At 70.8% G+C, this 26,206-nt stretch carries 28 protein-coding genes and 4 pseudogenes; 15 read left to right on the top strand and 17 right to left on the bottom strand.

Going from position 1 to position 26,206, the window contains the following annotated elements; genetic code table 11:
- Window positions 1-126, bottom strand: a pseudogene (locus tag GAK38_RS19290) (IS30 family transposase); the annotation flags it as partial.
- A gap of 96 nt (window positions 127-222) precedes the next feature.
- On the opposite strand from GAK38_RS19290, the pseudogene GAK38_RS19285 reads away from it, so the two are divergent.
- A pseudogene (locus tag GAK38_RS19285) lies at window positions 223-509 on the top strand (transposase); the annotation flags it as partial.
- Window positions 510-575: 66 nt separating this feature from the next.
- Here GAK38_RS19285 and GAK38_RS19280 read toward each other — a convergent pair.
- A complete protein-coding gene (locus tag GAK38_RS19280; protein ID WP_325346573.1) occupies window positions 576-1,256 on the bottom strand; it encodes a DsbA family oxidoreductase in 681 nt (226 codons plus the stop codon).
- Between the two features lie 116 nt (window positions 1,257-1,372).
- Here GAK38_RS19280 and GAK38_RS19275 point away from each other — a divergent pair, with 116 nt between their 5' ends.
- Window positions 1,373-3,052 carry a Na+/H+ antiporter gene (locus GAK38_RS19275; protein WP_325346572.1) on the top strand — a complete coding sequence of 560 codons (1,680 nt, stop codon included), beginning with the start codon at window positions 1,373-1,375 and terminating at the stop codon, window positions 3,050-3,052.
- A gap of 110 nt (window positions 3,053-3,162) precedes the next feature.
- Here the strand turns inward: GAK38_RS19275 and GAK38_RS19270 are convergent, their stop codons facing one another.
- On the bottom strand, window positions 3,163-3,753 hold the full coding sequence (locus GAK38_RS19270; protein ID WP_325346571.1) for a DUF4865 family protein: 591 nt from the start codon (window positions 3,751-3,753) through the stop codon (window positions 3,163-3,165).
- A 102-nt stretch (window positions 3,754-3,855) separates the two neighbouring features.
- On the opposite strand from GAK38_RS19270, the gene GAK38_RS19265 reads away from it, so the two are divergent.
- A complete protein-coding gene (locus GAK38_RS19265) occupies window positions 3,856-4,746 on the top strand; it encodes a LysR substrate-binding domain-containing protein (RefSeq protein ID WP_325346570.1) in 891 nt (296 codons plus the stop codon).
- Window positions 4,747-4,807: 61 nt separating this feature from the next.
- On the opposite strand, the gene GAK38_RS19260 is transcribed toward GAK38_RS19265, so the two are convergent.
- The 5 genes from GAK38_RS19260 to GAK38_RS19240 all read right to left on the bottom strand — a co-directional run bounded on the left by GAK38_RS19260 (window position 4,808) and on the right by GAK38_RS19240 (window position 10,039).
- Window positions 4,808-5,818, bottom strand: coding sequence for a serine/threonine protein kinase (locus GAK38_RS19260; RefSeq protein WP_325346569.1), 1,011 nt, complete (start codon window positions 5,816-5,818; stop codon window positions 4,808-4,810).
- 46 nt (window positions 5,819-5,864) lie between these two features.
- Window positions 5,865-6,290, bottom strand: a complete 426-nt coding sequence (locus GAK38_RS19255; RefSeq protein ID WP_325346568.1) for an organic hydroperoxide resistance protein — start codon at window positions 6,288-6,290, stop codon at window positions 5,865-5,867.
- Window positions 6,291-6,370: 80 nt separating this feature from the next.
- The gene (locus GAK38_RS19250; protein ID WP_325346567.1) at window positions 6,371-7,222 is read right to left on the bottom strand and encodes a 3-hydroxybutyryl-CoA dehydrogenase; all 852 of its coding nucleotides are present in this window, start codon (window positions 7,220-7,222) and stop codon (window positions 6,371-6,373) included.
- 45 nt (window positions 7,223-7,267) lie between these two features.
- Entirely contained in the window at window positions 7,268-7,963 is a 696-nt protein-coding gene (locus tag GAK38_RS19245; RefSeq protein WP_325346566.1) for a response regulator transcription factor, read from the bottom strand.
- Window positions 7,964-8,137: 174 nt separating this feature from the next.
- Complete coding sequence (locus GAK38_RS19240) at window positions 8,138-10,039, bottom strand: hybrid sensor histidine kinase/response regulator (protein ID WP_325346565.1); 1,902 nt, start codon at window positions 10,037-10,039, stop codon at window positions 8,138-8,140.
- Between the two features lie 172 nt (window positions 10,040-10,211).
- On the opposite strand from GAK38_RS19240, the gene GAK38_RS19235 reads away from it, so the two are divergent.
- The 3 genes from GAK38_RS19235 to purT are packed head-to-tail and all read left to right on the top strand — an operon-like array spanning window position 10,212 to window position 14,956.
- Window positions 10,212-11,855, top strand: a complete 1,644-nt coding sequence (locus GAK38_RS19235; RefSeq protein ID WP_325346564.1) for an acyl-CoA synthetase — start codon at window positions 10,212-10,214, stop codon at window positions 11,853-11,855.
- A 21-nt stretch (window positions 11,856-11,876) separates the two neighbouring features.
- Entirely contained in the window at window positions 11,877-13,673 is a 1,797-nt protein-coding gene (locus GAK38_RS19230) for an acyl-CoA dehydrogenase (protein WP_325346563.1), read from the top strand.
- Between the two features lie 53 nt (window positions 13,674-13,726).
- Window positions 13,727-14,956 (top strand): formate-dependent phosphoribosylglycinamide formyltransferase, encoded by a 1,230-nt coding sequence (purT, locus tag GAK38_RS19225; RefSeq protein WP_325346562.1) that lies wholly within the window; start codon window positions 13,727-13,729, stop codon window positions 14,954-14,956.
- Here the strand turns inward: purT and GAK38_RS19220 are convergent, their stop codons facing one another.
- From GAK38_RS19220 to GAK38_RS19200, 5 genes are all read right to left on the bottom strand, one after another.
- Window positions 14,957-15,472 (bottom strand): hypothetical protein, encoded by a 516-nt coding sequence (locus GAK38_RS19220; RefSeq protein ID WP_325346561.1) that lies wholly within the window; start codon window positions 15,470-15,472, stop codon window positions 14,957-14,959.
- On the bottom strand, window positions 15,469-15,807 hold the full coding sequence (locus GAK38_RS19215) for a type II toxin-antitoxin system Phd/YefM family antitoxin (RefSeq protein WP_325346560.1): 339 nt from the start codon (window positions 15,805-15,807) through the stop codon (window positions 15,469-15,471). Before GAK38_RS19215 ends, GAK38_RS19220 begins: the two co-directional genes overlap by 4 nt.
- 69 nt (window positions 15,808-15,876) lie before the next feature.
- Complete coding sequence (locus GAK38_RS19210; RefSeq protein ID WP_325346559.1) at window positions 15,877-16,089, bottom strand: DUF3820 family protein; 213 nt, start codon at window positions 16,087-16,089, stop codon at window positions 15,877-15,879.
- A gap of 4 nt (window positions 16,090-16,093) precedes the next feature.
- Window positions 16,094-16,453, bottom strand: coding sequence for a translation initiation factor Sui1 (locus GAK38_RS19205; protein WP_325346558.1), 360 nt, complete (start codon window positions 16,451-16,453; stop codon window positions 16,094-16,096).
- A gap of 142 nt (window positions 16,454-16,595) precedes the next feature.
- Complete coding sequence (locus tag GAK38_RS19200; RefSeq protein WP_325346557.1) at window positions 16,596-17,021, bottom strand: XRE family transcriptional regulator; 426 nt, start codon at window positions 17,019-17,021, stop codon at window positions 16,596-16,598.
- 143 nt (window positions 17,022-17,164) lie between these two features.
- On the opposite strand from GAK38_RS19200, the gene GAK38_RS19195 reads away from it, so the two are divergent.
- Window positions 17,165-17,473, top strand: coding sequence for a hypothetical protein (locus GAK38_RS19195; protein WP_325346556.1), 309 nt, complete (start codon window positions 17,165-17,167; stop codon window positions 17,471-17,473).
- A gap of 178 nt (window positions 17,474-17,651) precedes the next feature.
- On the opposite strand, the gene GAK38_RS19190 is transcribed toward GAK38_RS19195, so the two are convergent.
- Window positions 17,652-19,133 (bottom strand): AMP nucleosidase, encoded by a 1,482-nt coding sequence (locus GAK38_RS19190; protein ID WP_325346555.1) that lies wholly within the window; start codon window positions 19,131-19,133, stop codon window positions 17,652-17,654.
- 160 nt (window positions 19,134-19,293) lie between these two features.
- Between GAK38_RS19190 and GAK38_RS19185 the strand changes: the two genes are divergently transcribed.
- From GAK38_RS19185 to GAK38_RS19175, 3 genes and pseudogenes are all read left to right on the top strand, one after another.
- Window positions 19,294-19,593 carry a hypothetical protein gene (locus GAK38_RS19185; RefSeq protein WP_325346554.1) on the top strand — a complete coding sequence of 100 codons (300 nt, stop codon included), beginning with the start codon at window positions 19,294-19,296 and terminating at the stop codon, window positions 19,591-19,593.
- A gap of 783 nt (window positions 19,594-20,376) precedes the next feature.
- A complete protein-coding gene (locus GAK38_RS19180) occupies window positions 20,377-20,961 on the top strand; it encodes a BPSL1445 family SYLF domain-containing lipoprotein (RefSeq protein ID WP_325346574.1) in 585 nt (194 codons plus the stop codon).
- Between the two features lie 208 nt (window positions 20,962-21,169).
- Window positions 21,170-21,367 (top strand): annotated as a pseudogene (locus tag GAK38_RS19175) (amidohydrolase family protein); the annotation flags it as partial.
- Window positions 21,368-21,516: 149 nt separating this feature from the next.
- Here GAK38_RS19175 and ybeY read toward each other — a convergent pair.
- Complete coding sequence (gene ybeY, locus GAK38_RS19170) at window positions 21,517-22,014, bottom strand: rRNA maturation RNase YbeY (protein WP_325346553.1); 498 nt, start codon at window positions 22,012-22,014, stop codon at window positions 21,517-21,519.
- An 11-nt stretch (window positions 22,015-22,025) separates the two neighbouring features.
- Window positions 22,026-22,985, bottom strand: coding sequence for a PhoH family protein (locus GAK38_RS19165; RefSeq protein ID WP_325346552.1), 960 nt, complete (start codon window positions 22,983-22,985; stop codon window positions 22,026-22,028).
- Between the two features lie 78 nt (window positions 22,986-23,063).
- Between GAK38_RS19165 and ruvA the strand changes: the two genes are divergently transcribed.
- The gene (gene ruvA / locus GAK38_RS19160; protein ID WP_325346551.1) at window positions 23,064-23,636 is read left to right on the top strand and encodes a Holliday junction branch migration protein RuvA; all 573 of its coding nucleotides are present in this window, start codon (window positions 23,064-23,066) and stop codon (window positions 23,634-23,636) included.
- 3 nt (window positions 23,637-23,639) lie between these two features.
- Here ruvA and GAK38_RS19155 read toward each other — a convergent pair.
- Window positions 23,640-23,954, bottom strand: a pseudogene (locus tag GAK38_RS19155) (phosphatidate cytidylyltransferase); the annotation flags it as partial.
- Window positions 23,955-23,962: 8 nt separating this feature from the next.
- Between GAK38_RS19155 and GAK38_RS19150 the strand changes: the two are divergent.
- The 4 genes from GAK38_RS19150 (at window position 23,963) to GAK38_RS19135 (ending at window position 25,969) form a co-directional block, all read left to right on the top strand.
- Window positions 23,963-24,196 (top strand): hypothetical protein, encoded by a 234-nt coding sequence (locus tag GAK38_RS19150; protein WP_325346575.1) that lies wholly within the window; start codon window positions 23,963-23,965, stop codon window positions 24,194-24,196.
- Between the two features lie 130 nt (window positions 24,197-24,326).
- Window positions 24,327-24,455, top strand: a complete 129-nt coding sequence (locus GAK38_RS19145; RefSeq protein ID WP_325346550.1) for a hypothetical protein — start codon at window positions 24,327-24,329, stop codon at window positions 24,453-24,455.
- A gap of 28 nt (window positions 24,456-24,483) precedes the next feature.
- Window positions 24,484-25,539 carry a Holliday junction branch migration DNA helicase RuvB gene (ruvB, locus tag GAK38_RS19140; protein ID WP_325346549.1) on the top strand — a complete coding sequence of 352 codons (1,056 nt, stop codon included), beginning with the start codon at window positions 24,484-24,486 and terminating at the stop codon, window positions 25,537-25,539.
- A 220-nt stretch (window positions 25,540-25,759) separates the two neighbouring features.
- Window positions 25,760-25,969 (top strand): hypothetical protein, encoded by a 210-nt coding sequence (locus GAK38_RS19135; protein WP_325346548.1) that lies wholly within the window; start codon window positions 25,760-25,762, stop codon window positions 25,967-25,969.
- Window positions 25,970-26,206: the final 237 nt, after the last annotated feature.

The following is a 26,206-nucleotide window of genomic DNA, read 5'->3' as shown; positions in this document are numbered from 1 at the left end:
CATGCGCAGAGCACGGCCTCTCCGCAGATAGCTCACCAGCTCACGCTTGAGGGCACCTCGGCCCTGGATATAGAGCGCTTGGTAGATGGCTTCGTGGGAGATGCGCATGGATGGATCATCGGGGAAGCGACCCACAGGCGATGAGCAATCGTTATTCCAGTGGCAATCTGCTGCCAGAACTGCCGCTCCACTTCACGTCGATGAGATGGCGCTCCAGGAGATCGCATCGCCGCGCTTGTAGGGGTGGCACCGCCGAACCGCGACTCCGGCCTGATGCGGGCCAGCGCTGCATCTGGGGAGGGCGTGCCGATGTGAGGCGCACGCTGTACATGGCCACCTTAACGGCGGTCCGTTATAACCCCGCGCTCAAGGCCAGCTACGAGCGCCTGCTGGCCGCCGGCAAGCGCAAGAAGGTCGCCCTCGTCGCCTGCATGCGCAAGCTGCGGACCATGCCCAACGCCTTCGTCAAACACGGCTCTACTTGGGATTCGACTATGCATAGCGATTGACCGACAAGACGGTTGCTCAGAACAGCGTGACGGCTGTATCGGTCGACCGGGCCATGCCGATCCCGGTCAAGTAGCCGTAGCGGTCGCGGCCCTTGCGGCGGCGATCTGCCGCAGCGCCTGCGCGAACACCTCCGGCGGCTGGCCGCCCTGGATCAGGTGGCGGTTGTTGACGATCACCGCCGGCACGCCGCTGATGCCGCGCTGGCGGAAGAAGTTCTCGCGCGTACGCACGTCGCTGTCGAACGCATCGGTCTCCAGCACCTCCTGCGCGCGTTGCCCATCCAGCCCGACCTCGTCCGCCAGGCGCAGCCGCACGGCGTGGTCCGACGGGTTCTGACCGTCGGTGAAATAGGCGCGCAGCAGCGCATGCTTCAGCGCCAGCTGGGCGCTTGGCGCGCCCTCCTCGGCCGCCCAGTACAGCAGGCGGTGCGCGTCGAAGGTGTTGACGATGCGGTCGCGCCGGTCCATGTGGAAGGTGAAGCCCACGGCCGCGCCGCGCCGGGTGATGGCCTCGCCATTGGCCTGGATCTGCGCCGCTGTGCTGCCGTACTTGGCATGCAGGTGCTCGACCACGTCCTCGCCTTCGGGCGCGATGTCGGGGTTGAGCTCGTAGGGTTCGAGGTGCAGCGAGGCCTCGACCTCGCCGCGCAGCGTGTCGAGCGCGCGCTCCAGCGAATGGATGCCCACGGCGCACCAGGGGCACACCACGTCGGAGACGATGTCGATCTTGAGTTGCACGGCAGCCATGGCCCAATCCTGTGGTTATGCAAACGGCCAGTATGCAGCCGGCTCGCTGCCCTGCTTTGCGCAAGGTTTACCGAAGCTCCGCGATTCCCCCTGCGCCGCTTCCTAGAGTCGGCCGGATGGATTCGACGACCTCCATCCTCGCCATGCTCGCGCTGGTGGCCGGCTCGGGCCTGGTGGCGCGCTGGCTGCCGCGCCTGCCCCTGCCGCTGCTGCAGATCACCCTGGGCGCCGCATTGGCCTGGCAGGACACCGGGCTTGCGCTGCGCATGGACCCGCAGGTGTTCATGCTGCTCTTCGTGCCGCCGCTGCTGTTCGCCGACGGCTGGCAGAGCCCCAAGCGGGAGTTCGGCGCCAACATGTGGGCGATTCTGCTGCTGGCCGTGGGGCTGGTGCTGGCAACCGTGCTGGTGGTGGGCTATTTCATCCACTGGACGCTGCCGGACATGCCGCTGTCGGTGGCCTTCGTGCTCGCGGCCGTGCTGTCGCCCACCGACGCGCTCGCCGTGTCGGCCATCTCGCACGGCCAGCCGATGCCGGCGCGGCTGCGCCACCTGCTCGAAGGCGAGGCGATGATGAACGACGCCTCGGCGCTGGTGGCCGTCAAGTTCGCGGTGGCGGCCACGGTCACGCAGCGGTTCTCGCTGCCGCAGGCCGGTCTGGAACTGCTGCACATGGCAGGCATCGGGCTCGGCGTGGGCGTGCTCTTCAGCATCGTTTTCTGCCACCTGCACGACCGGCTGCTGCGGGCCCGCGACGACCGGCCGGTGCCGGCCATGGTGCTGCTCTTGCTGCTGATGCCGTTCGCGCCCTACCTGATCGCCGAGCACTGGGGCGGCTCGGGCGTGCTGGCCGCCGTGGCTGCCGGCATGACGGCCAGCCTGATCGACGTGAAGAGCAGCCGCTTCAACCCCAACCACGTGCAGACGCAGGCGACCTGGGACGTGGTGAGCTTCGCCTTCAACGGCCTGGTGTTCGTGCTGCTGGGCCAGCAGCTGCCGCCGCTGCTGCGCCACCTTCCGCGTCCACCCGAGGAAACTTCGGTCGAGCTGGCACCGCACCATCCGGTGGCCGCGCTCGCAGTCGGCACGCTGTCGATCGCGGTGCTGGTGCTGGCGCTGCGCTTCGCCTGGCTGGCCGTGGGCACCTGGGGGCCCGCGTGGCTGGATCGGCTGCGCCGGCAGCCGGCGGTGCCGCCGCGCGAGCCGGTCTCGCTGGCACTGGTCGGTGCCGGAGCGCTGGGCGGCACGCGCGGCGGCATCACGCTGGCGGCGGTGCTCGGCGTGCCGCTCACGCTGGTCAATGGTCGGGCCTTTCCGGCGCGCGACCTGCTGGTGTTCCAGTCCGCGATGATCGTTGTCATCACGCTGGTGCTCGCGAGCATCGGCCTGCCGTGGCTGCTGCGGCGCATCGCCACGGTGCGGCAGGACAGCCGGGGCGCGCGCGAACTGGCCTGGGCGCGACAGCGTGCAACGCGTGCGGCGCTGCACGCCATGGAGACCGCACCCGCCGACGACGACGGGCACCACGGCCCGGCCGTGCGCGAGCGCATCCGCCAGAGCTATGGCGCGCGGCTGCGGGTGGCGGCACGCGACGCCGATGCCCGCGATGGCGCCCGGCGCGCGCTGGCGCAGGAGCGCAGCGAGTGGCTGCGGGTGCTCCAGGCCGAGCGCGAGGAGCTGCGCCGGCTGCGCCGCCGTCACCGCATCAACGACGAGACGCTGCGCACGCTGCTGCGCGAAATCGATGCGGCCGAGGCCGCAGTGCGCCATGCGGGCGGCGCACTGGCTGGACATTGAATCGAATCAGCCGGCCAGCCAGCGCCCGCCGACCGCGAGGACTGCGGCCAGCAGCGAGACCACCAGCGCCGTCGCCACGAATGCGGCAGCGACCCGGCGCAGATCCGGCTTCATGCGGCCGGCCCGGGCAGCCGGTCCAGCCCGGGGCGGGCCAGATGCAGCACCTCCCATGCGGTGCCTGCCGCATCCGCCGCCGGTTCGGTCGTGGTGATGTGCAGCCGCACGATGCGCCAGGCCGCCACGTCCACCGCGCCGACCACGGCCAGTGTCTCCGCCCGCGCAGCCAACGCGCCGTTGCGCTCCACCTCGGCCGCCCGGGCGGCGGCGCGATCGGCGGTGTCCGGCAGTTCGATGGACTCGCGCACCAGCCACGCCGGCGCAGCGGTGCGCGCTGCCGCGGCCGGCCCCTTGCGCGCATCCAGCGGCAGCCACAGGTCGATGGCGGGGCGGCCGAAGCCCTCGATCACCGTGCCGAAGCCGCCGCCCATCGCGAAATCGGCCGTGGCGGCGGCGTCGAGCCACAAGTAGAACAGGCCGTAGGCATTGCCGGCGGCCCCGCGGCTGCGCTCGCGCAGCGAGAAGGCCTTGAAGGCCAGCCCTGGCGTGGCATCCCACAGCGGGCCGCGCGCGGCGGCGCGCTCGCGGATGCGGGCGGTGTCGTAGTCGGCGGGCAGGCGGTGGATGTACTGCTTGGACAGCATGGTGGTGGTGCTCCTGGAGGGACAAGGGAGCCCCGAGCTTGCGGCGCGCCCATGATTCGTTCAACATATCGCCACCGATATCTGTGATAACGATTCGTCATCATGCAACCTACGCTGCCCGACACTGACCGGCCGCTGGACATCGACGCGGTGCGCGCCTTCGTGCTCGCCTCGGACCTGGGCAGCTTCACCCGGGCGGCCGAGACGGTCGGCAGTTCGCAGGCCGCGATCAGCCTGCGCATCAAGCGGCTGGAGGTGCGGCTGGGCGGCCGCCAGCTGCTGGAGCGCACGCCGCGCCGCGTGCGGCTGTCGGAGGCGGGCGAAGCCTTCCTGCCGGCCGCGCGCGACCTGCTCGCGGCCTATGAACGGGCCCTGGACAGCGCCGGCGTGGCCGGCACCGCCGCGCGCCGGCTGGTGCTGGGCATCAGCGACCATGTGGCCGGGCCGGCGCTGCCCGGGCTGCTCGCGCGCCTGGCCGCGTGGGATCCGCGGCTGGTGGTGGAAGTGCGCATCGCCTCCTCGCGCGACCTGGCTACAGCGTTCGACCGCCGCGAACTGGACGCGGCTGTCGTCCGCCGCGAGGAAGGCCGCCGCGGCGGCGAGCTGCTGCTGACCGAGCGCATCGGCTGGTTCGCCGCGCCGGGCTACACGCCGGTGGCCGGCGCGCCGCTGCGGCTGGCCACGCTGGCCGCGCCCTGCGGCGTGCGCGGGCTGGCGGTGCGCGCGCTCGACGCGGCCGGCATCGCCTGGACCGAGGTGTTCGTCGGCGGCGGCGTGATGGCCGTGGGCGCGGCCGTCAGCGCCGGCCTGGGCGTGGCGGCGCTGGCCGAGCGGGTCGCGCCGCCCGGCACGGTGGACGTGGGCCCGGCCTTCGGATTGCCGGCGCTGCCGGCGAGCGAGGTGGTGCTGCATGCGCAGCCCGCGGCCGATGCGCGGGCCGACGCGGTGCTGCGGGCGCTGGCGGCGGCATTCCGCGGCGCAGCGCGAGGGTGAATAGTATCCGGCTGGAGCGCTTTTCCGACGCCCGGCCCCGGATAGTCCTGGCGGGAGTATATCAGGCGACCAGGGGCGCTTCTTCCATTGCCTCGGCCTGCTCTTCGAGCATCTGCACCTGCCCGCGCCAGTAGTCGCTGCTGCCGAACCACGGGAAGGCGCGTGGAAAGACCGGGTCGCTCCAGCGCCGTGCGAGCCAGTGGCTGTAGTGGATGAGGCGCAGCGTGCGCAGCGGCTCGACGAAGGCCAGCTCGCGCCGGTCGAAGTCGCGCACCTGCTCGTAGCCGTCGATGAGTGCGCCGAGCTGGCGCGTGCGCTGGGCGCGCTCGCCGCTCAGCAGCATCCACAGGTCCTGCACCGCCGGCCCGGTGCGGGCATCGTCGAGGTCGACGAAGTGCGGGCCGCCGCCGGGCAGCTCGGCGGGCGTCCAGAGGATGTTGCCCGGGTGGCAGTCGCCGTGCAGGCGGATGCGGGCGATGTCGGCCGTGTCCAGTCCGCTGGCCGCGACGATCTCCAGCGCCCGGTCGCAGGCGGTGCGCCAGGCCGACTCCACGTCGAGCGGGATCACGCCCTGCGACAGCAGCCAGTCGCGCGGTTCGGTGCCGAAGCGCTGCCGGTCGAGCGCCGGGCGGTCGGCGAACGGCCGGGCCGCACCCACGGTGTGGATGCGCGCGAGGCAGCGGCCGATCCATTCGAGCACCTCGGCGTCGTCGAGCTCCGGCGCGCGGCCGCCGCGGCGCGGGCTCACGCTGAAGGAAAAGCCCGCATGGTGGTGCAGCGTGGCGCCGTGCAGCACCAGCGGCGCGGCCAGCGGCACCTCGGCCGCGGCCAGTTCGGCGGCGAAGGCGTGTTCCTCGGCGATCGGGGCGTCGCTCCAGCGGCCGGGCCGGTAGAACTTGGCGACGACCGGCTCGCCCTCCTCCAAATGCGCCAGGTACACCCGGTTCTCGTACGACGACAGCGCCATGAGCCGGCCATCGCCGAAGAGGCCGACGCCCGCCAGCGCGTCGAGCACGGTGGCGGGCGTGAGGGCGTCGTAGGGATGGGGGGCGTCGTCGGTACGTTCGGTCATCGACCGATTATCGAACCAGCCTGCCGCCTCCTTGCGGGCGCTGCGGTCAGACCGAGACGGCGAGCTTCACGTCCACGTTGTTGCGCGTGGCGTTGGAGTACGGGCAGGCCCGGTGGGCAGCCTCGACCAGCTTCTCGGCGCTGGCCTGGTCCAGGCCGGGCAGCTTGACGTTCAGGCGCACGGCGATGCCGTAGGCGGCGTGGCCGTCGATCGGACCGAGATCCACCTCGGCGTCGATGGCGGCGTCGGCCGGCACGGCGATGCCGGTCTTGCCGCTCACCGCCTTGAGCGCGCCCAGGAAGCAGGCCGAGTAGCCGGCGGCGAACAGCTGTTCCGGGTTGGTGCCGGCGCCGCTGGCCCCGGGGGGCGAGAGCTGGATGTCGAGCCGGCCGTCGTCGCTGCGCGACGCGCCGTCGCGGCCTCCGACGGTATGGGTGCGGGCGGTGTAGAAGACTTTTTCGAGGTGGGCCATGGCGGTGCTCCTTCGACGTGGTGGGTGGAAAAAACGGCGACTGCGGATGATGGGTGCCGCCCAGGCACCGGGAGTATCCGTCAGTACGAATACACGCCGTGCCTGGTCTTGCGGCCCAGGCGGCCGGCGGCCACGTATTCGCGCAGCAGCGGCGCGGGGCGGTACTTGGAGTCGCCGAACTCCTTGAGGTAGACCTCGGTCACCGCGAGGATCACGTCGAGCCCGACCAGGTCGGCCAGGGCCAGCGGGCCGATCGGCTGGTTGGTGCCGAGCTTCATGCCGGCGTCGATGTCCTCGGCCGTCGCCAGGCCCTCGCCGAGCACGAAGAAGGCCTCGTTGATCATCGGCACCAGGATGCGGTTGACCACGAAGCCCGGCGAGTTCTTCACCGTGACCGGCGTCTTGCCGAGCTTCTCGGCCAGCGCGCGGGCGGCGTCGTGGGTGGCGTCGCTGGTCTGCAGGCCGCGGATGATCTCCACCAGTGGCAGCACCGGCACCGGGTTGAAGAAGTGCACGCCGATGAAGCGGTCGGCACGCTGCGTGGCCGCGGCCAGCCGCGTGATGGAGATCGACGAGGTGTTGGTGGCGATGATGACCTCGGGCGCAGCCAGCGCATCGACCTGCTGGAGGATCTTGACCTTGACCGCCTCGTTCTCGGTGGCGGCCTCGATCACGAACTGCGCGGCCTGGAGCCGCGCGTAGTCGGTGGAGGGCTGGATGCGCGCGAGCGCGGCGGCCTTGTCGGCCTCGGTGAGCTTGTCCTTCTTGATGAGCCGGTCGAGGCTGCCGGCCACGGTGGCCAGGCCCTTCTGGAGGGCCGCGTCGGCGACGTCGATGAGCACGACGTCGAGCCCTGCGGCGGCAGCGGCCTGCGCGATGCCGTTGCCCATGGTGCCGGCGCCGATGACGCCGAGGGTGGTGATGTCAGTCATGGTGCGTTGGTTCCTTCGTTGCTGAATCCGAATCGGGTAATGGGGTCACGACCACTGCACGTCGGCCGCGAACAGATAGCCGGCACCATATACCGTCTTGATGATGCGGGGGTGCGCGGGGTCGGGCTCGATGCGCCGGCGCAGGCGCGAGATGCGCACGTCGATGCTGCGGTCGGTGGGCGCGAGGTCGCGCATGCCCAGCAGCTGCTCGCGCGTGAGGATCTGGTGCGGGCGCTCCAGCAGCACGCGCAGCACCTGCGCCTCGGCCAGGCCGACGACGTGTTCGGTGCCGTCGGCCGCGCGCAGCAGGTTGGCCGCGCAGTCGAGCGTCCAGCCGGCGAAGGCGGCGCGCCGCCGCGCGGGCCCGGCCTCGCCGCGCCGCCGCAGGATGCTGCGCACCCGCGCCACCAGCTCGCGCGCATCGAAGGGCTTGACCACGTAGTCGTCGCCGCCGAGTTCCAGCCCCATGACGCGGTCCACCGGATGGTCCCGGCCCGAGAGGATGAGCACGCCTGCGCCGCCGAGCAGCCGCACCCGGCGCACCAGCTCGATGCCGTCCATGTCGGGCAGGCCCAGGTCGATGATGCAGACGTCGGGCTGGGCGGCCTGCAGGCGCCGCAGCGCCGCGCCGCCTTCGGCGAAGCGCTCCACCGCGAAGCCGAATTCGCGCAGCGTGTCCACGACCAGCCGGGCGACCGCGGCGTCGTCCTCCACCACGTAGACGAGGGCCTGGGCGGTCATTTCAATGATCCATTTGCGCTGCGCACCACCCGCAGCGACTGATATCGGCGCGGCCTCAGGCCAGCGGACGCCGCGCAAGGGCCGCCCCGCCGCGCTGGCGTCGCCCCCCTTCCCGCAGCGCGAGGCGATGCGCAGAGAAGGGGGGAGCCGCGCAGCGGCCCGGGGGGAGGTACTTCATTCCAGCGCCGCGGCGAGCTGCGCGGCGGTGAAGGGCTTGGTCAGCAGCGCGCAGCCTTCGGGCGGCGGCGCGGCCGGGGCGAAGGCGCTCACCAGCAGCACGCGCGGCGCGGGGGCATTCCCGAGGGCATGGCGGGCCAGCGCGTAGCCGTCGGTCGCGCCCGGCATGGCCACGTCGGTCAGCAGCAGCGCCACGGCCGGCAGGTGCGCCAGCAGTGCGCGGGCCTCGTCGCCGCTGGCGGCCTCGACCACGGCGAAGCCCAGGCCGACGAGGCCGCGCCGCACCACGCGGCGCACCGCGGCGGCGTCGTCCACCAGCAGCGCCAGCCCGCGCGGCGCGGCCGGCACCGGGGCGGGTGCTCCGGTGCGCGGCAGCCACAGCGAGACGGTGGTGCCCGCGCCGGGGCGGCTGGCGATGTCGGCCGCGCCGCCGGACTGCCGGGCGAAGCCGTAGACGATCGACAGCCCCAGTCCCGTGCCCGCGCCCGTCGGCTTGGTGGTGAAGAACGGCTCGAACACGCGGGCGCGCGTGGACGCGTCCATGCCCGCGCCGTCGTCGCGCACATCGATGCGCACATAGCCGCCGGGCGCGAGCTGCAGCGGCGCGGCGGCCTCGGCGTCGAGCGCGGCGGCCGCGGCGTGCAGCACGATGCGCCCGGCCTGGCCGCAGGCGTCGCGGGCGTTGAAGACCAGGTTGAGCAGCGCCGCTTCGAGCTGGTGCGGGTCGGCGCGCAGCCACAGCGGCGCGCCGCCGGCCACCTCCGCCTCCAGCGCCAGCCCGCGCGGCAGCGAAGGGCGCACCAGCCGCAGCGCCGCGTCCAGCGCCGCGCCGGCCTCCACCGGCGCGCTCTGCAGGGGCTGGCGGCGCGCGAAGCCGAGCAGCCCGCGCGTCAGTTCCACGCCGCGCCGCGCGGCCAGCAGCGCCGGCGCGACGAATTCGGCTGCGGCGTCGCCACGACGCTCGTGCAGCGCCTGGAGGTTGCCGATCACCACGGTCAGCAGGTTGTTGCACTCGTGCGCCAGCCCGCCGGTGAGCTGGCCCAGCGCCTCCAGCCGCTGCGCCCGCGCCATCAGTTCCTGTGCGCGCTGCTGCGCGCTGATGTCGAAGGTCAGCTCGAAGCAGCCGGCCACGCCGCCGTCGGCCGTGCGGTCGGGGATCAGCGAGGTGCGCGCGCGCACCACCGAGCCGTCGATGCGCGTGATGTCGTACTCGAACGCGGCGGCCTCGCCCGCGAAGGCGCGCGAGACGTGGCCGCGGATGCCCTCGAAGGTCGCCGGCCCGAGGAAGTTGCGGGCGCTGATCTGCTCCGGCCGCGCCGGGTCGAGCCCGAACCATTCGGCATAGCCCCGGTTGGCATAGCGGTAGACGCGGCGGTGGTCCACGTAGGCCACGAGGGCGGGGATGGAGTCGGTGATGAGCCGCATCTGCTGCTCGCTGCGCGCGAGTTCGGCCGTGCGCTCGGCCACGCGCCGCTCCAGCTCCTGCGCATGGCGGCGGATGGTGGCCTCGTCGCGGCGCGGCACGGTCACGTCGGAATACAGCGTGATGAAGCCGCCGCCGGGCAGCGGCTCGCCCACGATGCGCAGGATGCGCCCGTCGGGCCGGGTGCGCTCGAAGGCATGGGCCTCGAAGCGCCGCGCCTGCGCCACGCGTGCGTCCACCAGCGCCTGCGCGTCGCCGGGGCCGTACTCGCCGCGCCGCGCGTTGTGGCCGATGAAGTCGGCAAACGGCGCGCCCACGCGCACCAGCCCGGGCGGAAAGCCCAGCAGCCGCTCGAACGGCCGGTTCCAGGCCACCAGCCGCAGGTCCGCATCGAACACCGACAGGCCCTGGTCGATCAGGTCGAGGCCCGCGCCCAGCGTCGCGTAGCGGTGCAGCAGGTCGCGGGCGTCGGGCATGGGGCGTGTCGAAGGTGCGTGGGCGCAAGGATTCTAGAAGCGCCGATCATTCCCGCCTTCCGCGCTCCGGTTGCGCCGACGCAAACATTCGTCACATTCGCTCGGAGATCGGGAAAACATCGTGGTCCATGCTATCAACCCTTCCTCGGAAGACCTTCTGGAGACAAAACCGATGCCGACGATCAACCCCTACGACCTGGGCCTGGACCGCCAGGCCGCCAACCACGTCCCGCTCTCGCCGCTGAGCTACATCGAGCGCGCCGCGCGCGTCTACCCGCAGCGCACGGCCGTCGTCTACGGCGTGCGGCGCCAGACCTGGGGCCAGACCTTCGAACGCTGCCGGCGCCTGACCAGCGCCCTGCAGCGCCGCGGCATCGGCGCCGGCGACACCGTGGCGGCCATGCTGCCCAACGTGCCGGCCATGCTGGAGGCGCACTTCGGCGTGCCGGCCACCGGCGCCGTGCTCAACACCCTCAACACCCGGCTCGACCCCGAGGCCCTGGGCTTCATGCTCCAGCACGGCGGCGCCAAGGTGCTGCTGACCGACCGCGAATACGCAGCCGTGGTCGCCAAGGCGCTGGCCCTGCTGGGCAGCCGCCGCCCGCTCGTGATCGAGGTGGAGGACGACCAGGCCCCGGACGGCGAGCGCCTGGGCGAGATCTCCTACGAGGACTTCCTCGCCGGCGGCGACCCCGAGCACCCCTGGACCCTGCCCACCGACGAGTGGAACGCCATCTCGCTCAACTACACCTCGGGCACCACCGGCAACCCCAAGGGCGTGGTCACGCACCACCGGGGCGCGTATCTCAACGCGGCGAGCAACGCGATCGGCTGGCACCTGCCGCCGCATGCCGTCTACCTGTGGACGCTGCCGATGTTCCACTGCAACGGCTGGTGCTTCCCGTGGACGCTGGCATTGGTGGCCGGCACCAGCGTCTGCCTGCGCCGGGTGGACCCGGCCGTGATCTGGCCGCTGGTGCGCGAGCATCGGGTCACCCACATGTGCGGCGCCCCCATCGTCTACAGCCTGCTGATCAACGCGCCGGCCGAACTGCGCGCGGGCATCGGCCACCGCATCCACGGGATGATCGGCGGCGCGGCGCCGCCGGCGGCGATGATCGAAGGCTGCGAGAGCGCCGGCATCTCGCTGCTGCACGGCTACGGGCTCACCGAGGTCTACGGCCCCTCGGCCATCTGCGCACCGCAGGAAGGCTGGGACGCCCTGCCGATCGACAAACGCGCCCGCCTCATCAGCCGCCAGGGCGTGAACACGCCGCTGCAGCAGGACGTGCGCGTGCTCGACCCGGTGACGCTGCAGCCGGTGCCGGCCGACGGCCAGACGGTCGGCGAGATCTTCTTCCGCGGCAACGTGGTGATGAAGGGCTACCTCAAGAACCCCGAGGCCACGGCCGAGGCGTTCGCCGGCGGCTGGTTCCACACCGGCGACCTGGCCGTGCTGCACCCCGACGGCTACGCGAAGATCAAGGACCGCAGCAAGGATGTGATCATCTCCGGCGGCGAGAACATCAGCTCGCTGGAGGTGGAGGACGTGCTGCACCGCCACCCGGCCGTGCTGCTGGCCGCCGTCGTGGCCCTGCCGGACGAGAAATGGGGCGAGGTACCCTGCGCCTTCGTCGAGCTCAAGCCCGGCACGCAGGCCACCGAGGAGGAGCTGATCGCCCACGCCCGCGCGCAGCTCGCGCGCTTCAAGGCGCCCAAGCGCGTGGTCTTCGGCCCGCTGCCGCGCACCTCGACCGGCAAGATCCAGAAGTTCCTGCTGCGCGAGCAGGTCCGATCCAGCAGCGCCATCGAATAGAACTCCCCCAGGATACGCCCCATGCCCGAATACAGCGCGCCGCTGCAAGACATACTCTTTACCATCGAGGAAATCGGCGGCCTCGGCGAACTGCGCGCCCTGCCCGCCTTCGAGGACGCCGCGCCCGACCTCGTCGCTGCCGTGCTGGAAGAAGCGGCGCGCTTCGCGGGCGGGGTGCTCTCGCCGCTCAACGCCGTGGGCGACCGCCACGGCGTGCGCTGGAGCGACGGCGGCGAAGTCGCCACCGCGCCGGGCTTCCGCGAGGCGTTCGACCAGTTCCGCGCCAACGGCTGGCATGCCATGCCCGCGCGGCCCGAGCTGGGCGGCCAGGGCCTGCCGGTGCTCGTGTCCACCGCCGTGGCGGAGATGTGGAAGTCGGCCAACCTCGCGTTCTCGCTGTGCCAGATGCTCACGCTCGGCGCGGTGGAGGCCATCGCCCACCACGGCAGCGCGGCGCTCAAGGCCACCTACCTGCCGCCGCTGGCCGAAGGCCGCTGGACCGGCACCATGAACCTCACCGAGCCGCAGGCCGGCAGCGACCTGGCCGCGCTGCGCGCCCGCGCTGTGCCCGCGCACGACGGGAAGCATGGCGACCACTACCGCATCACCGGCACCAAGATCTTCATCACCTGGGGCGAACACGACCTGGCCGAGAACATCGTCCACCTCGTGCTCGCCCGCCTGCCCGGCGCGCCCGAGGGGGTGCGGGGCATCTCGCTCTTCCTCGTGCCCAAGTTCCTCCCGAACGCCGACGGCAGCCTGGGCGCGCGCAACGATCTGGTCTGCGCCTCGGTCGAGCACAAGCTCGGCATCCACGCGAGCCCTACGGCCGTGATGGGCTTCGGCGACCGGGAGGGCGCCATCGGCTGGCTCGTCGGCGAGCCGCACCAGGGGCTGGCCTGCATGTTCACGATGATGAACCACGCCCGGCTCAACGTCGGCCTCGAAGGCGTGGCCATCAGCGAGCGCGCCTACCAGCAGGCGCGCGCCTATGCGCGGGAGCGGGTGCAGGGCCGCACGCTCACCGGCAGCCCGGCCATCATCGGCCACCCCGACGTGCGGCGCATGCTGCTGGACATGAAGGCGCGCACCGAGGCCCAGCGCGCACTGGCCTACTTCGCCGCCGGCGAGACCGACCGCGCCGCCGCCCATACCGACGCGGCGCAGCGCGCGCGCAGCCAGGCGCTGGTGGACCTGCTGATCCCCATCGTCAAGGGCTGGTGCACCGAGGGCGCGCAGGGCGTGGCCGGCACGGCCGTGCAGGTGCACGGCGGCGTCGGCTTCATCGAGGAGACCGGCGCGGCGCAGTTCGTGCGCGATGCGCGCATCACCACCATCTACGAGGGCACGACCGGCATCCAGGCCAACGACCTCGTGGGCCGCAAGGTGCAGCGCGACGGCGGCGCCGCGGTCCGCGCCCTGCAGGAGCGCATCGCCGCCGACGCGGCGCGGCTGCGCGCGGCCGGCGGCGAACTGGCCCCGCTCGGCGCGGCGCTCGAAGGCGCGCTCGCCGCCCTGGCCGACGCCACCGGCTGGCTGCTCGGCCACGGCGCGGCCCACCCGGCCGAGGCGGCCGCCGGCGCCGTGCCCTTCCTGCATCTGACGGGCACCGTCGCGGGCGGATGGCTGCTGGCGCGCGGCGCCGAGGCCGCGGCGCGGCGCATCGCCGAAGGGGAAGCGGACCGCGGCTTCCTGTCGGCCCGGATCGCCACCGCGCGCCACTTTGCTGCCCACGAACTGGTGCATGCCGGCGCGCTGCGCGACGTGGTGCTGCACGGCGCGGCCACCACGCTGGCGCTGGCCGACGCGGACTTCTGACAAATTCCGGGCGGCGGTACAGTGCGGCCATTTCCACCGCCCCGTCCCCCGCCATGCCCGTCACCCTCGGAACCCCGCTCTCCCCTTCGGCCACCAAGGTCCTGCTGCTCGGCGCCGGCGAACTCGGCAAGGAAGTCCTGATCGCCCTGCAGCGCCTGGGCGTGGAGACCACGGCCGTGGACCGCTACGACCATGCGCCGGGCCAGCAGGTCGCCCACCATGCGCGCACCATCGCCATGAGCGATCCGGCGCAGCTGCGCGCATTGCTGGAGGCCGAGCGGCCGCACCTGGTGGTGCCCGAGATCGAGGCCATCGCCACGCCGGTGCTGGAGGAGCTCGAAGCCGCCGGCACCGTGCGCGTGGTCCCCACCGCGCGCGCCGTGCGGCTCACGATGGACCGCGAGGGCATCCGCCGCCTCGCGGCCGAGACGCTGGGCCTGCCGACCAGCCCGTACCGCTTCTGCGATTCGCTCTACGAGCTGCAGGCCGCCATCGACGGCGACATCGGCTATCCGTGCATCGTCAAGCCGGTGATGAGCAGTTCCGGCAAGGGCCAGAGCAAGATCGACGGCCCGGCCGATGTGCAAAAGGCCTGGGACTATGCCCTGGCCGGCGGCCGCGTGAACCGCGGCCGCGTCATCGTCGAAGGCTTCATCGACTTCGACTACGAGATCACCCAGCTCACCGTGCGCGCGCAGGGCGCCGACGGCACGGTGCAGACCCACTTCTGCGAGCCGATCGGCCACGTGCAGGTCGCGGGCGACTATGTGGAGAGCTGGCAGCCGCACCCGATGCACCCGGCAGCCCTGGAAAAGGCGCGCGCCATCGCCCGGGCCGTGACCGACGACCTGGGCGTGGGCTTGGACGGGCAGCCCTTCGGGCTGGGCCTCTTCGGCGTGGAGCTGTTCGTCAAGGGCGAACAGGTCTGGTTCAGCGAGGTGAGCCCCCGCCCGCACGACACCGGCCTGGTCACGCTGGCCACGCAGTGGCAGAGCGAGTTCGAACTGCACGCGCGCGCCATCCTGGGCCTACCGGTGGACGCGGGCCTGCGCAACCCCGGCGCCAGCGCGGTGATCTATGGCGGCGAGGAAGCCGCAGGCATCGTCTTCGACGGCGTGGACGAAGCCCTGGCCGTGCCCGGCACCGACCTGCGGCTGTTCGGCAAGCCCGAGAGCTTCGCCAAGCGCCGCATGGGCGTGGCGCTGGCGCGGGCGGAAGACACCGATACGGCACGGGCCAACGCGAAGCTGGCGGCGTCGAAGGTCAGGCCGCGCGCGGCCTGATCACTCTCCCGCTGCTGCCAGCAGCGCCTGGCGCACCGGCTCGGCCACGAAGTAGCCATGCGCGTGCCATCGGTCGAGCACCGCCTGTACGCTGGTGACATGGCCGGACCGCTTCAGTTGCACCGGCACCGCACCCGAGCCGATCAGCGGCACGCCCAGCCTCCGTGCCGTCTGGCGGGCCTTGCGGTCATCCACCAGCGCGACGAGCCCGTGAGCCTGCGCAAAAGCGATCACCGCTGCCTCGCCCGCGCCGAGCCCCCGGGTGGCAAGCTGCTCCAGCACCGCAGTCGCCACCACGCGCAACTGGCCGGCGTCCAGCGCTTCCCGGATCGCTCCCTCGCCCGGCAGCCCCGGCTGGGCGAGGCACTCCCGCACCGCGGCATCAGGCACGGCCAGCGGCCCATACCGGTGCGCGGCCGGCGCCAACAACCCGACGAGCCCGAGAACGATCAGCGGCCCCGCATCCGCCACCAGCAGCGCGGCGGTGCCGGGCGATGCGGGTGGCTCGTACGTCATGGCGCGCGCAGCGCCGCCAGCGTCGCCAGTTCGCCCTCCAGCGCGCTGGGATCCTCGTCCAGCACGCTGTAGCCCGAAGCGCTCAGGGGCCGCAGATAGGCGGCATACGGCTGTCTTGCCAGCTTGGCACCCGCGGCCACCGAGAGTTCGCCCGTCTTCACCAACCGGTCGGCCAGCGCCACATGGACGCCCGCCTCCAGCAGCGCGTCGTCGAACGGCACCGCCACGAACAGCGGCTTCCCGTGCTTGGAAACGACGGAATACTGGCCGGCCTCGGCGTTGCGCACCAGTTCCCCTGTGTGCTCGCGCAGATCGCAGATGGCGAAGTATTGCATGGCGCCGGCCTCCTGGACGGTAGGAAATGGCTGAAATTGTGCCATCAATCGCTGGCACAAACCATGCCGCTACGGTTGGCGCAGCGGCGTGAGCAGGTCGGCCAGCCCGTTGTGGTCGATCTCGTGCATCAGCCGCAGCAGCCGGCCGATCTCGCCCTTCGGAAAGCCCTCGCGCGCGAACCAGGCCAGGTAGTTGCCGGGCAGGTCGGCGATCGGCGTGCCCTGGTGCTTGCCGAAGGGCATCTCCAGCGTCACCAGTTTCTGAAGGTCTTCGGGGCTCACGCCTTCAGCCTCCCACGCGCTTGACGGCCAGGCCGCGCTGCGCGAGCACGGCAGCCACCGCGTCCCGGTGGTCACCTTGGATCTCGATGACGCCGTCCTTCGTGGTGCCGCCCGCGCCGCAGCCGGTGCGCAGTTCCTTGCCCAGCTGCGCCAGCGCGGCGGCTTCCAGCGGTATGCCACGCACCACGGTCCCACCCTTGCCCTTGCGGCCTTGGGTCTCGTAGGCGATGCGGGCCGTACCGTCGCCCTGGGGGACGGCGCTGCGAGCGTCGGCGCGGCAGGAGCAGGCGTCGTCGGGCCGGCCGCAGTCGGGGCACATGCGGCCGTGGTCGGTGGAATAGACGAGGCGGCTGGTAGACGGCATGCGGTGGGAAATGGATGAGGGGCGGGAATGTGATGGTAGCGCCGGGTAGCGGCCAGACGGCATACTACCCTGCCTATGCCTCCCAAACGCCTTATGTACAGGCGCTTCCACTACATACTTCTGCCATCAATGATGCTGCCGCTCAGCCGTCCCTCTCCGTGCCGCCCGCCGCCTGCTGCGCCGCATGGTCCCGGGCAAAGGTGAGGATGACCTCGCGCAGCAGTTTGCGCTGCGGTGCGGGAAGCTGCAGGAAGGCGTCGAACGCCTCGCGCTCCAGATAGCCCACGCCCTCGTCCCAACGCTGGCGGTGCGCCAGCACCGACTTGCGCACGCCCTCGCCGAAGCGCAGGACTTCGGGCTCGATCTTCAGCCATTCGGCCAGCACTTGGAGTTTGTCCTGCGAGGGGATGGCTTCGCCACGCAGCCAGCGACGCACGGCCTGAAGCGTGACCGAGCGCCCCCAATAGCGCGTATTGAACTCACGCTCCAGCACCACCGGCCGCAGCGGATAGCCGGCGCGGGTCATGGCATTCCGCAGTCGCCGGGCAAATTCCGCTTTCTCATCCATGAACAGGAAGGTAGGTGGCGGCGTAGCATAGGTGCAATTTTTCGTTCAATTAGAATTGAACAAACAGTTCAATCCATCACGGACACCAAATGACAAGCCATGCCCGGCTACGCCAGGACCGGCACGGCGCCAGGGAGGCCCTCGTGGTCACAACCGTCGAAATTGAAACCTTCTACAAGGTCATCGAACAGCCTGCCGCGGCCGGCGGCACGCCGGGCCACGAAGCGGCCGCTCCCGGCTGCATGTTCATCGAGCTGACCAGGCTGGCGGGAACGGCGCTGGAGGCCTGTACGGCAACCGGGCCGGAAATGGAAAGTATCGTGTTGTCGCGCAATACCGTATCCATCCGGCTGGGCGACCACATGCATCTGGACGTGGTCATTCAGGCGATGGAATTCGCCCTGGCGGTGCTCAGGCAGCAGAAACGCCCGCCTTCTGCCGCGCCACGCTGATTGCGGTGAATCCCGAGGGAACCGTCTTCAACGACCAGCGTGATGGCGCGCATGGTTTTCAGGAAACCGTTGGGCGATCCCCTGCTCGCTGCGCCTCAGCAATTCGATTTCGGAGGGCGTCAGCGCTCCCGGTCGGACGAGATGCCGAGCTTGAGGAGCAGGAGGGCTTTGCGGCCCCCTACTGAAACGCCACCTCCGCAAAACTCCGCAGCTTGCGGCTGTGCAGCCGGTCCACGCCGCCGGCCCGCAGAATGTCGATGGCCCGCATGCCGATGCGCAGGTGCTGGTCCACCCGCTCGCGGTAGAAGTGGTTGGCCATGCCGGGCAGTTTGATCTCGCCGTGCAGCGGCTTGTCGCTCACGCACAGCAGCGTGCCGTAGGGCACGCGGAAGCGGAAGCCGTTGGCCGCGATGGTCGCGCTCTCCATGTCGAGCGCGACGGCGCGGCTCTGACTGAAGCGGCGCTGGGGCTCGTTCTCGGGCAGCAGTTCCCAGTTGCGGTTGTCGGTGCTGGCGACGGTGCCGGTGCGCATGATGCGCTTCAACGCCGGGCCGTCCATGCGGGTCACCTCGGCCACGGCCTGCTGCAGCGCGAGCTGGATCTCGGCCAGCGCGGGGATCGGCACCCACAGCGGCAGCTCTTCATCCAGCACGTGGTCCTCGCGCACGTAGGCGTGGGCGAGCACGTAGTCGCCGAGCTGCTGGCTGTTGCGCAGGCCGGCGCAGTGGCCCAGCATCATCCAGGCATGCGGGCGCAGCACGGCAATGTGGTCGGTGATCGTCTTGGCGTTCGACGGGCCGACGCCGATGTTGGTCATGGTGATGCCGCTGCGGTCGGCCCGCACCAGGTGGTAGGCCGGCATCTGCGGCAGCCGCGGTGGCGCGGCGCCGAGCGCGTCGATCGCCTCGGCCGGCAGGCCGGCGCGGCGCGTGACCACGTTGCCGGGCTCGACGAAGGCGAGGTACTCGCTGTCGGGATTCGCCATCTCGGCGTGGCCCAGGCGCACGAACTCGTCGATGTAGAACTGGTAGTTGGTGAACAGCACGAAGTTCTGGAACCACTCGGGCGCGGTGCCGGTGTAGTGGCGCAGGCGGTGCAGCGAATAGTCCACGCGCGGCGCGGTGAAGAGGGCCAGCGGCTGCGGCTGGCCGGCGCGCACGCGGTGGGTGCCGTTGGCGATGCCGTCGTCCATCGCGGCCAGGTCGGGCAGGTCGAACCGATCGCGCAGCAGCAGCCGGCGCGTAGGGCTCAGGCTGCCTTCGATGTGGTCGTGCTCGGCGAACGAGAAGTGCAGCGGGATCGGCTGGCTGCTCACACCCACTTCCAGCGATACGCCGTGGCTCTGTCGCAGCAGGCGGAACTGCTCGGCGTAGTAGCCGGCGAACAGGTCGGGCCGGGTCAGCGTGGTCTCGAAGTGGCCGGGTCCTTCGACGAAGCCGTAGGCCAGCGGCGAGTCGGCCCGCGCGACCGTTTCGGTGTGGACCCGTACGTAGGGGTAGCAGGCCCGCACCGGCCCGGACAGGTCCTCGCCAGCGACAAAGCGCTGCATGGCGTTGCGCAGGTGGGCCAGGCCGGCGTCGTAGATGACGCGCACCTGCGCCAGCGCGGCTGCGGCATCGGTGTGCTGGGTGGTGGCGATCGGAGGCGGCAGAAGGGGCATGGACCGCATTGTGCAGCGTCGCGCGGCGGCCCCGGGGCGCTCGGTGTCGGTCGCTTTCCTATGTTCTGTTGCGCACAGGTCGGACGGGATACAACCCTTGCGCACCCGTACATTGTCCTCATCGCATTCAACGCCATTGGCTTCCAGGAGATCACCCATCATGACGACTGCCGCTTCTCTCGCCGCCAACCCCTTTGCGCTGATGGTGCAGCCCGACGCGGTATTGCGCGCCATGGAGAAATCCAGCGCGCTGCGCGGCCTGCGCCAGCAGCAGTTCCGCCCGCTGGACCGCGAGGAAGAACTGGCGGCCGAAGCCGCTGCCGCCGCCAAGAGCCGCCAGTCCGGCCGCAGCACCCGCCCGGCGCCCGCCGCGGCCGATGGCGTAGACACCGACACCGCCCCGTGGCTGCGCGGCATCGCCAGCAGCGACATCGCAATCTACAGTTCCCTGCTCAACTGAGCCGGCTCGCCATCCGCCTGTATACCCTACCGGTAGCACGCCCACAGCGCGCTTGAATAGCGCCCTGCAAGCACATACCCCCTCCGCCAATTTCTCGTCGGCGCCCGCGGCGTGGCGAATCCTCAGCGACAGCCGGACAGACGCCGAGGTTTGCATCGAAGTCCGCCTTGATCGCTCCCGCGCGCACCGCGAATGCGAAGCCCTGGGTGGTGCCCGCATGCGAGGACAGACAACCGTGGCACGGTGTCGTCGTCCATGTGGCGCCAGCCTTCTCCAGACTGCGCCTTTCTGAAAACCGCTCCTCCTCCGCCCGGGAGCAAGGACTGCCTTGCCCTCTCTCCGACACCTGCGGGAGGGGTCCGGGGTTGAGATCCACGGTTCCAAACCTGGCACGCAGGCGTGGGCAGGTCGAAGGCGGTGTGGCCTCTGGCAACACCGCGGCCTGCAAGGCAGGGCGCGACGGCGCCGGGTGAAACACCCTCGCCCCCGCATCCCACTCTCTCCCCCAAAGGGGCGCGGGAGGCTGGCCGCGCCGCTTTCATGCGCGGCGCCATGGATAACTGCCAGGACGCCAGCCATGCGGCGTCATCGCACCGCAGAACCCGCTCATGGCCTACGCACAAAGCGGCGCCGGCTGACCTGCGCAAGCGGCAGCCTCGCTTAACGTTCATCCCCGAGACGGAAGGGAGCAGCTGCGGCGGCCCTCCCGCCCACCGACGGCGGCTGCGAAGCCGCCCTTTCTGTCCCCTCTTTGCCAAGGAGTTTTCCGCCATGCCGTCCTCGATGTCCTTTCCCCGCCTCCGCGCCGCCGGCGCCATCGGCGCCATCGTCCTGACGGCGCTGGCCCTGCCGGCCTGCACTACCACGCGTCCGCAAGACCAGCCGTCGTCTTCCAATGCGCGCCAGTCGATCGACGCACAGGTCGATGCGGCGCTTTCCAAGCTCTACAACACCGCGCCCGGCTCGCGCGAACTCGTAGGCCGCTCCGCCGGCGTGCTGGTGTTCCCGTCCGTGGTCGGCGCCAGCCTGGGCATCGGTGCCGAGCACGGCCGCGGCGCGCTGCGCGTGGGCAACCGGACGCAGGGCTACTACAGCACCACGGCGGCGTCGATCGGCTGGCAGGCCGGTGCGCAGTCCAAGGCGGTGATCTACGTATTCACCACGAGCGAGGCGCTGGCCAAGTTCCGCAGCAGCAACGGCTGGACCGCCGGCGCCGATGCCACCGTGGCCGTGGCCAACGTGGGCGCCAACGGCACGATCGACACCAATACGGTGACCAAGCCGGTCGTGGCCTTCGTGCTGACCAATGTCGGCCTGGAAGCCGGCGTGTCGCTGCAAGGCGCCAAGATCACGCCGATCCAGCCGTAACAGCCGGCGCCGGCTGCTGAAGCCGGATCGCATGCGGCCGGGGCCTCGCCCGCCCCGGCCGCTTCGTGTCGTCTGGACCATGCCGTGCGTGCGTGGCCCGCCGGAGCCGGCCTGCCCTGACTCGCCTGCAGGCCATAAGCCGGTGTTATGGAAATCGCCGGCGCAGGGGCTGACGCAGCGGCTTGCGCGTTCCCAGGCTTCGGGCGCCATGGCCCTTCTTGCCGCGGCCCCTCCTTCCATCGCCGTGGATGCCTACGCCCCTGTCTTCGTGCGCGGGCTTCCACTGGCGCCTCGGCGCCGCCATGCGCTGGACTACGACGCCACGCTGGAGGACTAGCTCGGGCCGCTCGACACGGCCGGCCTCTTGCACGGCGTGCTGGTGCAGCCGAGCTTCCCCGGCACCGACACCCGTATTCGGACTCCAGCCGGTTAAAGCTCTGCGTCAGCGCAGGCTGGGCCACGCCGAGCCGCTCGACGACCTGCGGCCGCTGTTGACCACGGCCACGGCCAGGAGCATGCGCATCTGCCAAGTGTCCATGGCCGGCGGCATGCCGGTCACCGATCGGCCGGGCCGTAGGGATCGGCGAAGCCCAGCGCGCCAAGCAGCGCCGTCTCGCGGGCTTCCATCGCGTCAGCGTCCTCTTCGCTCGTCTCGTGGTCCCAGCCTTGCGCATGCAGCGTGCCGTGGATCAGCATGTGCGCATAGTGGGCTTCGAGCGTCTTGCCCTGCTCGATCGCCTCGCGCTCGACCACCGGGCCGCAGAGCACCAGGTCGGCCGCGACGACCGGCTCCTGCGCATAGTCGAAGGTCAGCACGTTGGTGGCGTAGTCGCGCCCGCGGTACTGGGCGTTGAGCGCCTGGCCTTCCTTCTCGCCGACCACGCGCACGGTGATCTCGCCAGGGCGCTCCAGCGCCGCGGCGGTCCAGCGCCGGACCTTGGCGCGCGCGAGCACCGCGCGGTGCGCGCTCGCATTGTCGAAGCGGGCGATCTGCAGGCTCAGCGTGAGTTGCGGCAGGTCCGGCGCGGCGGAGGCTTTCTTCCTCGTTGCCATCGGTGCCTCGCTCACTTGGCGGCCACGCGGCGCGGCGCCGCGGCCGCGTCGTAGGCGTCGACGATGCGCGCCACGAGCGGATGGCGCACCACGTCGGCGCTGGTGAAGCGCGTGACCGCGATGCCCTTGACGCGCTTCAACACCCGCTCTGCGTCGATCAGGCCGCTGGGCGAACCCTTGGGCAGGTCGATCTGGCTCACGTCGCCGGTCACGACCGCGCGTGCGCCGAAGCCGATGCGGGTGAGGAACATCTTCATCTGCTCGGGCGTGGTGTTCTGCGCTTCGTCGAGGATGACGAAGGCGTTGTTGAGCGTGCGCCCGCGCATGAAGGCTAGCGGAGCGATCTCCAGCGCGTTGCGCTCGAACGCCTTCTGCACGCGGTCGAAACCCATGAGGTCGTAGAGCGCGTCGTAGAGCGGGCGCAGGTACGGGTCCACTTTCTGCGTCAGGTCGCCCGGCAGGAAGCCCAGGCGCTCGCCGGCCTCGACCGCCGGGCGGGTGAGCACGATGCGCTGCACGGCGCTCCTCTCCAGCGCGTCGACCGCGCAGGCCACGGCGAGGTAGGTCTTGCCGGTGCCGGCCGGGCCGATGCCGAAGGTGATGTCGTGGCTGGCGATGTTGTCGAGGTAGACCGACTGGGTGGGCGTGCGGGCGCGCAGGTCGGCGCGGCGCGTGGCCAGCACGACCGCGCCGTCGCTGTGCTCGCGCGGCTGACCGGCCACGTCGCCCGCGAGCATGAGCTGCACCGTCTCGGCCGCGATCGGGCGGTCGGCCATCTCGTAGAGTGCCTGCAGCGCCTCGATGGCCTGGGTGGCCCGGACCTTCGGACCGTCGGCCTTGAACTGCTCGTGCCGGTGGGCGATGGAGACTTGGAGCGCCGCCTCGATGGTGCGCAGGTGCGCATCCATCGGGCCGCAGAGATGGGCCAGGCGCTGGTTGTTGAGCGGCGTGAAGGTGTGGCGGACGAGCATGGAGGCGGCGGAGGTGGGAACCCGCGATTGTCGCCGCTCGCCGGCCGCCGCAGCCGCTGCGGCGGTAGCATCGCCGCCATGATCGGAAGACTGCAGGGCCTGCTGGCCGAAAAGAACCCGCCCCAGGTGCTGGTGGACTGCCACGGCGTGGGCTACGAGGTGGACGTGCCGATGAGCACCTTCTACAACCTGCCGCACCTCGGCGACACGGTGACGCTGCTGGTCCACTTTGTCGTGCGCGAGGACGCGCAGCTGCTCTACGGCTTTCTCACCGCGGCCGAACGCGACGCTTTCCGGCACCTCATCAAGATCAGCGGCATTGGGCCCCGGATGGCGCTGGCGGTGCTCTCGGGCATGAGCGTGGGCGACCTGGCCCAGGCCGTGTCGCTGCAGGAAACCGGCCGGCTGGTCAAGCTGCCGGGCATCGGCAAGAAGACCGCCGAGCGGCTGTTGCTGGAATTGAAGGGCAAGCTCGGCGACGACATCGGCGTGCGCAGCGGCGTGGCCAGCGATGCACATGCCGACATCCTGCAGGCCCTCGTCGCCCTGGGTTACAGCGACAAGGAGGCGGCCGTCGCGCTCAAGGCCCTGCCGCCCGACGTGGGCGTGAGCGAAGGCATCAAGCTGGCCCTGAAGGCGCTGGCCAAATAGCTTTCAGGGCACCCATCCGTACCGCAGCGCGTGTAAGAACACCGGCGCGGCGAAGACGACCGAATCCGGCCGGTCGAGCATGCCGCCGTGGCCTTCGTTCATGCTGCCCCAGTCCTTCACGCCGCGATCGCGCTTGATGGCCGACATCACCAGCCCGCCGAAGAAGCCCATCACGCAGATCACGAAGGCCATAAGTGCGGCAAGCCAGGGCGAAAACGGCGTGGCCCACCAGAGCGCCGCGCCGTGCGCCGCGGCGCCGGCCACGCCGCCGATGAGACCCTCCGAAGTCTTCGACGGCGACAGCTCGGGCTCGACCTGGTGCGCCGGTGCATCGTCTACGTGGCGGCGAGCACCGCGCCGACGCTCTGCGCAACGACGTGGACGTCCTGCTCGGCCACGCCGTGCGCGGCGCCGAGGTGCCGCACGAAGGTGTGCGCGACGCTCCCTCCATGCGCCCGAGCGCGCCGGCGAACTCGCTGCGGCCCGCGAATCACGATCACCAAGCCGGCCCAGAACGCTGGAACGGCGCGGCCGGCGCGGCCGGCGCGAACGGCAGGTAGAGCGCCGCGTCGGAGACCACGTCGGTCAGTTCGTTGAGGAAGACGCCGAAAGGCGATGTCGCAACCCACTAAACTTGTCGATCCGCCCTCGAAGCCGCTGCACAGAGACGGCCCCCGAAGGATTTCCAATGTGCTCATTACGGCCCTGGCCATTGCCGTTCCGCAGTTCTCGGGGCTGCGTTTCGACCAGGACGAGGTGAACGGAATTCCGCACCTGTGCTCCAACTTCAACCATTGTGGCGCGGCCATGGCAGCCTGATACTGTGCCGCACGCAGCCGTTTCCACCATGACCATCCAGACCGACGACTTCACCCCCCCGCCTTCGAAGCGCGTGGTCTCCGCCGCGCCCGCCTCGCCCCACGAGGAGGCGATCGAGCGCGCCCTGCGGCCCAAGCTGCTCGACGAATACGTGGGCCAGGCCAAGGCGCGCGAGCAGTTGGAGATCTTCATCGGCGCCGCGCGCAAGCGCCGCGAGGCGCTGGACCATGTGCTGCTGTTCGGCCCGCCCGGCCTCGGCAAGACGACGCTGTCGCACATCATCGCGGCCGAACTCGGCGTGAACCTGCGCCAGACCTCCGGCCCGATGCTGGAGAAGCCCAAGGACCTCGCAGCGCTGCTGACCAACCTCGAGAAGAACGACGTGCTGTTCATCGACGAGATCCACCGGCTGCCGCCCGTGGTGGAGGAGATCCTCTACCCGGCGCTGGAGGACTACCAGATCGACATCATGATCGGCGACGGCCCGGCCGCGCGCAGCATCAAGCTCGACCTCCAGCCGTTCACGCTGGTGGGCGCGACCACGCGCGCCGGCATGCTGACCAACCCGTTGCGCGACCGCTTCGGCATCGTGGCGCGACTGGAGTTCTACACGGCCGAGGAGCTGGCGCGCATCGTCGCGCGCTCGGCCGGCCTGCTGAATGCGCCCATCGACGACGACGGCGCCTTCGAGATCGCCCGCCGCTCGCGCGGCACACCGCGCATCGCCAACCGGCTGCTGCGCCGGGTGCGCGACTATGCCGACGTGAAGAGCGACGGTCGCATCACCGAGTCGCTCGCCGACAGCGCGCTCGCGATGCTCGACGTGGATCCGCAGGGCTTCGACGTGATGGACAGGAAGCTGCTCGAAGCGGTGATCCACCGCTTCGACGGCGGCCCGGTGGGCCTGGACAACGTGGCCGCGGCCATCGGCGAGGAGGCCGGCACGATCGAGGACGTGATCGAGCCCTACCTGATCCAGCAGGGCTACCTGCAGCGCACGCCGCGCGGGCGCATCGCCACGCTCGCCGCATTCCGCCACCTGGGCGTGGCGCCGCCGCACAGCGGCGGCGGGCTGTTCGTTTAGCCACAACGGGCCCGCTGTTGCGGGGCGTGAACGCCGTGAACGGGTGCAACCGGCCCGACCTCCGACAGCCGAGTAGTTCCTGTCCTACGCCGCCGCCGTGGCAGCGCGTCCTAGGGTGGTTTCCACGCAAGGCAGTCCGGTCTTGTGCGAAGACTGCGGATCGGTGGACCAGCAGCCTGTGTTCTTCCAACGAAGTTCCTCTCTATCCAGGAGTATCTCAATGGCAAACCAGCAAAACAGCAGCAGCAGCGGCAACAAGAACCACAACCCGCAGGGCCACAACCAGTACACCAACAACAACGCATCGAACAGCCAGGGCTCGTCGAGCAACCGCGGCAATGCCAGCCAGTCGTCCGGCAGCAGCAACCGCGGCGGCACGCACGAACAGCACGTGAAGGCCGGCCAGCAAAGTCACAAGAACGATCGCTGATCGCCTCCCGGCCTGTTCCGAACCAGCCAAGCCGCCCGCCAAGCCGGGCGGCTTTTTTGTCGCCGGGCCGCCGGTCAATCGAACCGGTAGCTGCGCGCGTCGAACAGCTTTGATCTTGCCCCCGTTTCACGGACACCCCTATAAGCGATTAACTATCGCAATAGGAGGTGGACGATGACCAAGAGCAAGGCAGGCAGAAAGGGGCAGGAGTTCAGCCTGGAGTTCAGGTAGCAGGCA

The sequence above is a fragment of the Xylophilus sp. genome (assembly GCA_009914555.1).
GTDB lineage: Bacteria > Pseudomonadota > Gammaproteobacteria > Burkholderiales > Burkholderiaceae_C > WNDY01.
This window is presented reverse-complemented; position numbering and strand designations above follow the sequence as displayed.

Bases quoted from the DNA above. Each gene is read 5' to 3' on its own strand.
- GAK38_RS19250 (WP_325346567.1), bottom strand. From the start codon at position 7,222: ATGACTGACATCACCACCCTCGGCGTCATCGGCGCCGGCACCATGGGC.
- GAK38_RS19275 (WP_325346572.1), top strand. From the start codon at position 1,373: ATGGATTCGACGACCTCCATCCTCGCCATGCTCGCGCTGGTGGCCGGC.
- ruvA (WP_325346551.1), top strand. From the start codon at position 23,064: ATGATCGGAAGACTGCAGGGCCTGCTGGCCGAAAAGAACCCGCCCCAG.
- GAK38_RS19245 (WP_325346566.1), bottom strand. From the start codon at position 7,963: ATGACCGCCCAGGCCCTCGTCTACGTGGTGGAGGACGACGCCGCGGTC.
- GAK38_RS19215 (WP_325346560.1), bottom strand. From the start codon at position 15,807: ATGCAATACTTCGCCATCTGCGATCTGCGCGAGCACACAGGGGAACTG.
- GAK38_RS19230 (WP_325346563.1), top strand. From the start codon at position 11,877: ATGCCCGAATACAGCGCGCCGCTGCAAGACATACTCTTTACCATCGAG.
- GAK38_RS19280 (WP_325346573.1), bottom strand. From the start codon at position 1,256: ATGGCTGCCGTGCAACTCAAGATCGACATCGTCTCCGACGTGGTGTGC.
- GAK38_RS19205 (WP_325346558.1), bottom strand. From the start codon at position 16,453: ATGCCGTCTACCAGCCGCCTCGTCTATTCCACCGACCACGGCCGCATG.
- GAK38_RS19180 (WP_325346574.1), top strand. From the start codon at position 20,377: ATGTCCTTTCCCCGCCTCCGCGCCGCCGGCGCCATCGGCGCCATCGTC.
- GAK38_RS19255 (WP_325346568.1), bottom strand. From the start codon at position 6,290: ATGGCCCACCTCGAAAAAGTCTTCTACACCGCCCGCACCCATACCGTC.
- GAK38_RS19240 (WP_325346565.1), bottom strand. From the start codon at position 10,039: ATGCCCGACGCCCGCGACCTGCTGCACCGCTACGCGACGCTGGGCGCG.
- GAK38_RS19265 (WP_325346570.1), top strand. From the start codon at position 3,856: ATGCAACCTACGCTGCCCGACACTGACCGGCCGCTGGACATCGACGCG.
- ybeY (WP_325346553.1), bottom strand. From the start codon at position 22,014: ATGGCAACGAGGAAGAAAGCCTCCGCCGCGCCGGACCTGCCGCAACTC.
- ruvB (WP_325346549.1), top strand. From the start codon at position 24,484: ATGACCATCCAGACCGACGACTTCACCCCCCCGCCTTCGAAGCGCGTG.
- GAK38_RS19270 (WP_325346571.1), bottom strand. From the start codon at position 3,753: ATGCTGTCCAAGCAGTACATCCACCGCCTGCCCGCCGACTACGACACC.
- GAK38_RS19135 (WP_325346548.1), top strand. From the start codon at position 25,760: ATGGCAAACCAGCAAAACAGCAGCAGCAGCGGCAACAAGAACCACAAC.
- GAK38_RS19220 (WP_325346561.1), bottom strand. From the start codon at position 15,472: ATGACGTACGAGCCACCCGCATCGCCCGGCACCGCCGCGCTGCTGGTG.
- GAK38_RS19235 (WP_325346564.1), top strand. From the start codon at position 10,212: ATGCCGACGATCAACCCCTACGACCTGGGCCTGGACCGCCAGGCCGCC.
- purT (WP_325346562.1), top strand. From the start codon at position 13,727: ATGCCCGTCACCCTCGGAACCCCGCTCTCCCCTTCGGCCACCAAGGTC.
- GAK38_RS19260 (WP_325346569.1), bottom strand. From the start codon at position 5,818: ATGACCGAACGTACCGACGACGCCCCCCATCCCTACGACGCCCTCACG.
- GAK38_RS19165 (WP_325346552.1), bottom strand. From the start codon at position 22,985: ATGCTCGTCCGCCACACCTTCACGCCGCTCAACAACCAGCGCCTGGCC.
- GAK38_RS19190 (WP_325346555.1), bottom strand. From the start codon at position 19,133: ATGCCCCTTCTGCCGCCTCCGATCGCCACCACCCAGCACACCGATGCC.
- GAK38_RS19200 (WP_325346557.1), bottom strand. From the start codon at position 17,021: ATGGATGAGAAAGCGGAATTTGCCCGGCGACTGCGGAATGCCATGACC.
- GAK38_RS19185 (WP_325346554.1), top strand. From the start codon at position 19,294: ATGACGACTGCCGCTTCTCTCGCCGCCAACCCCTTTGCGCTGATGGTG.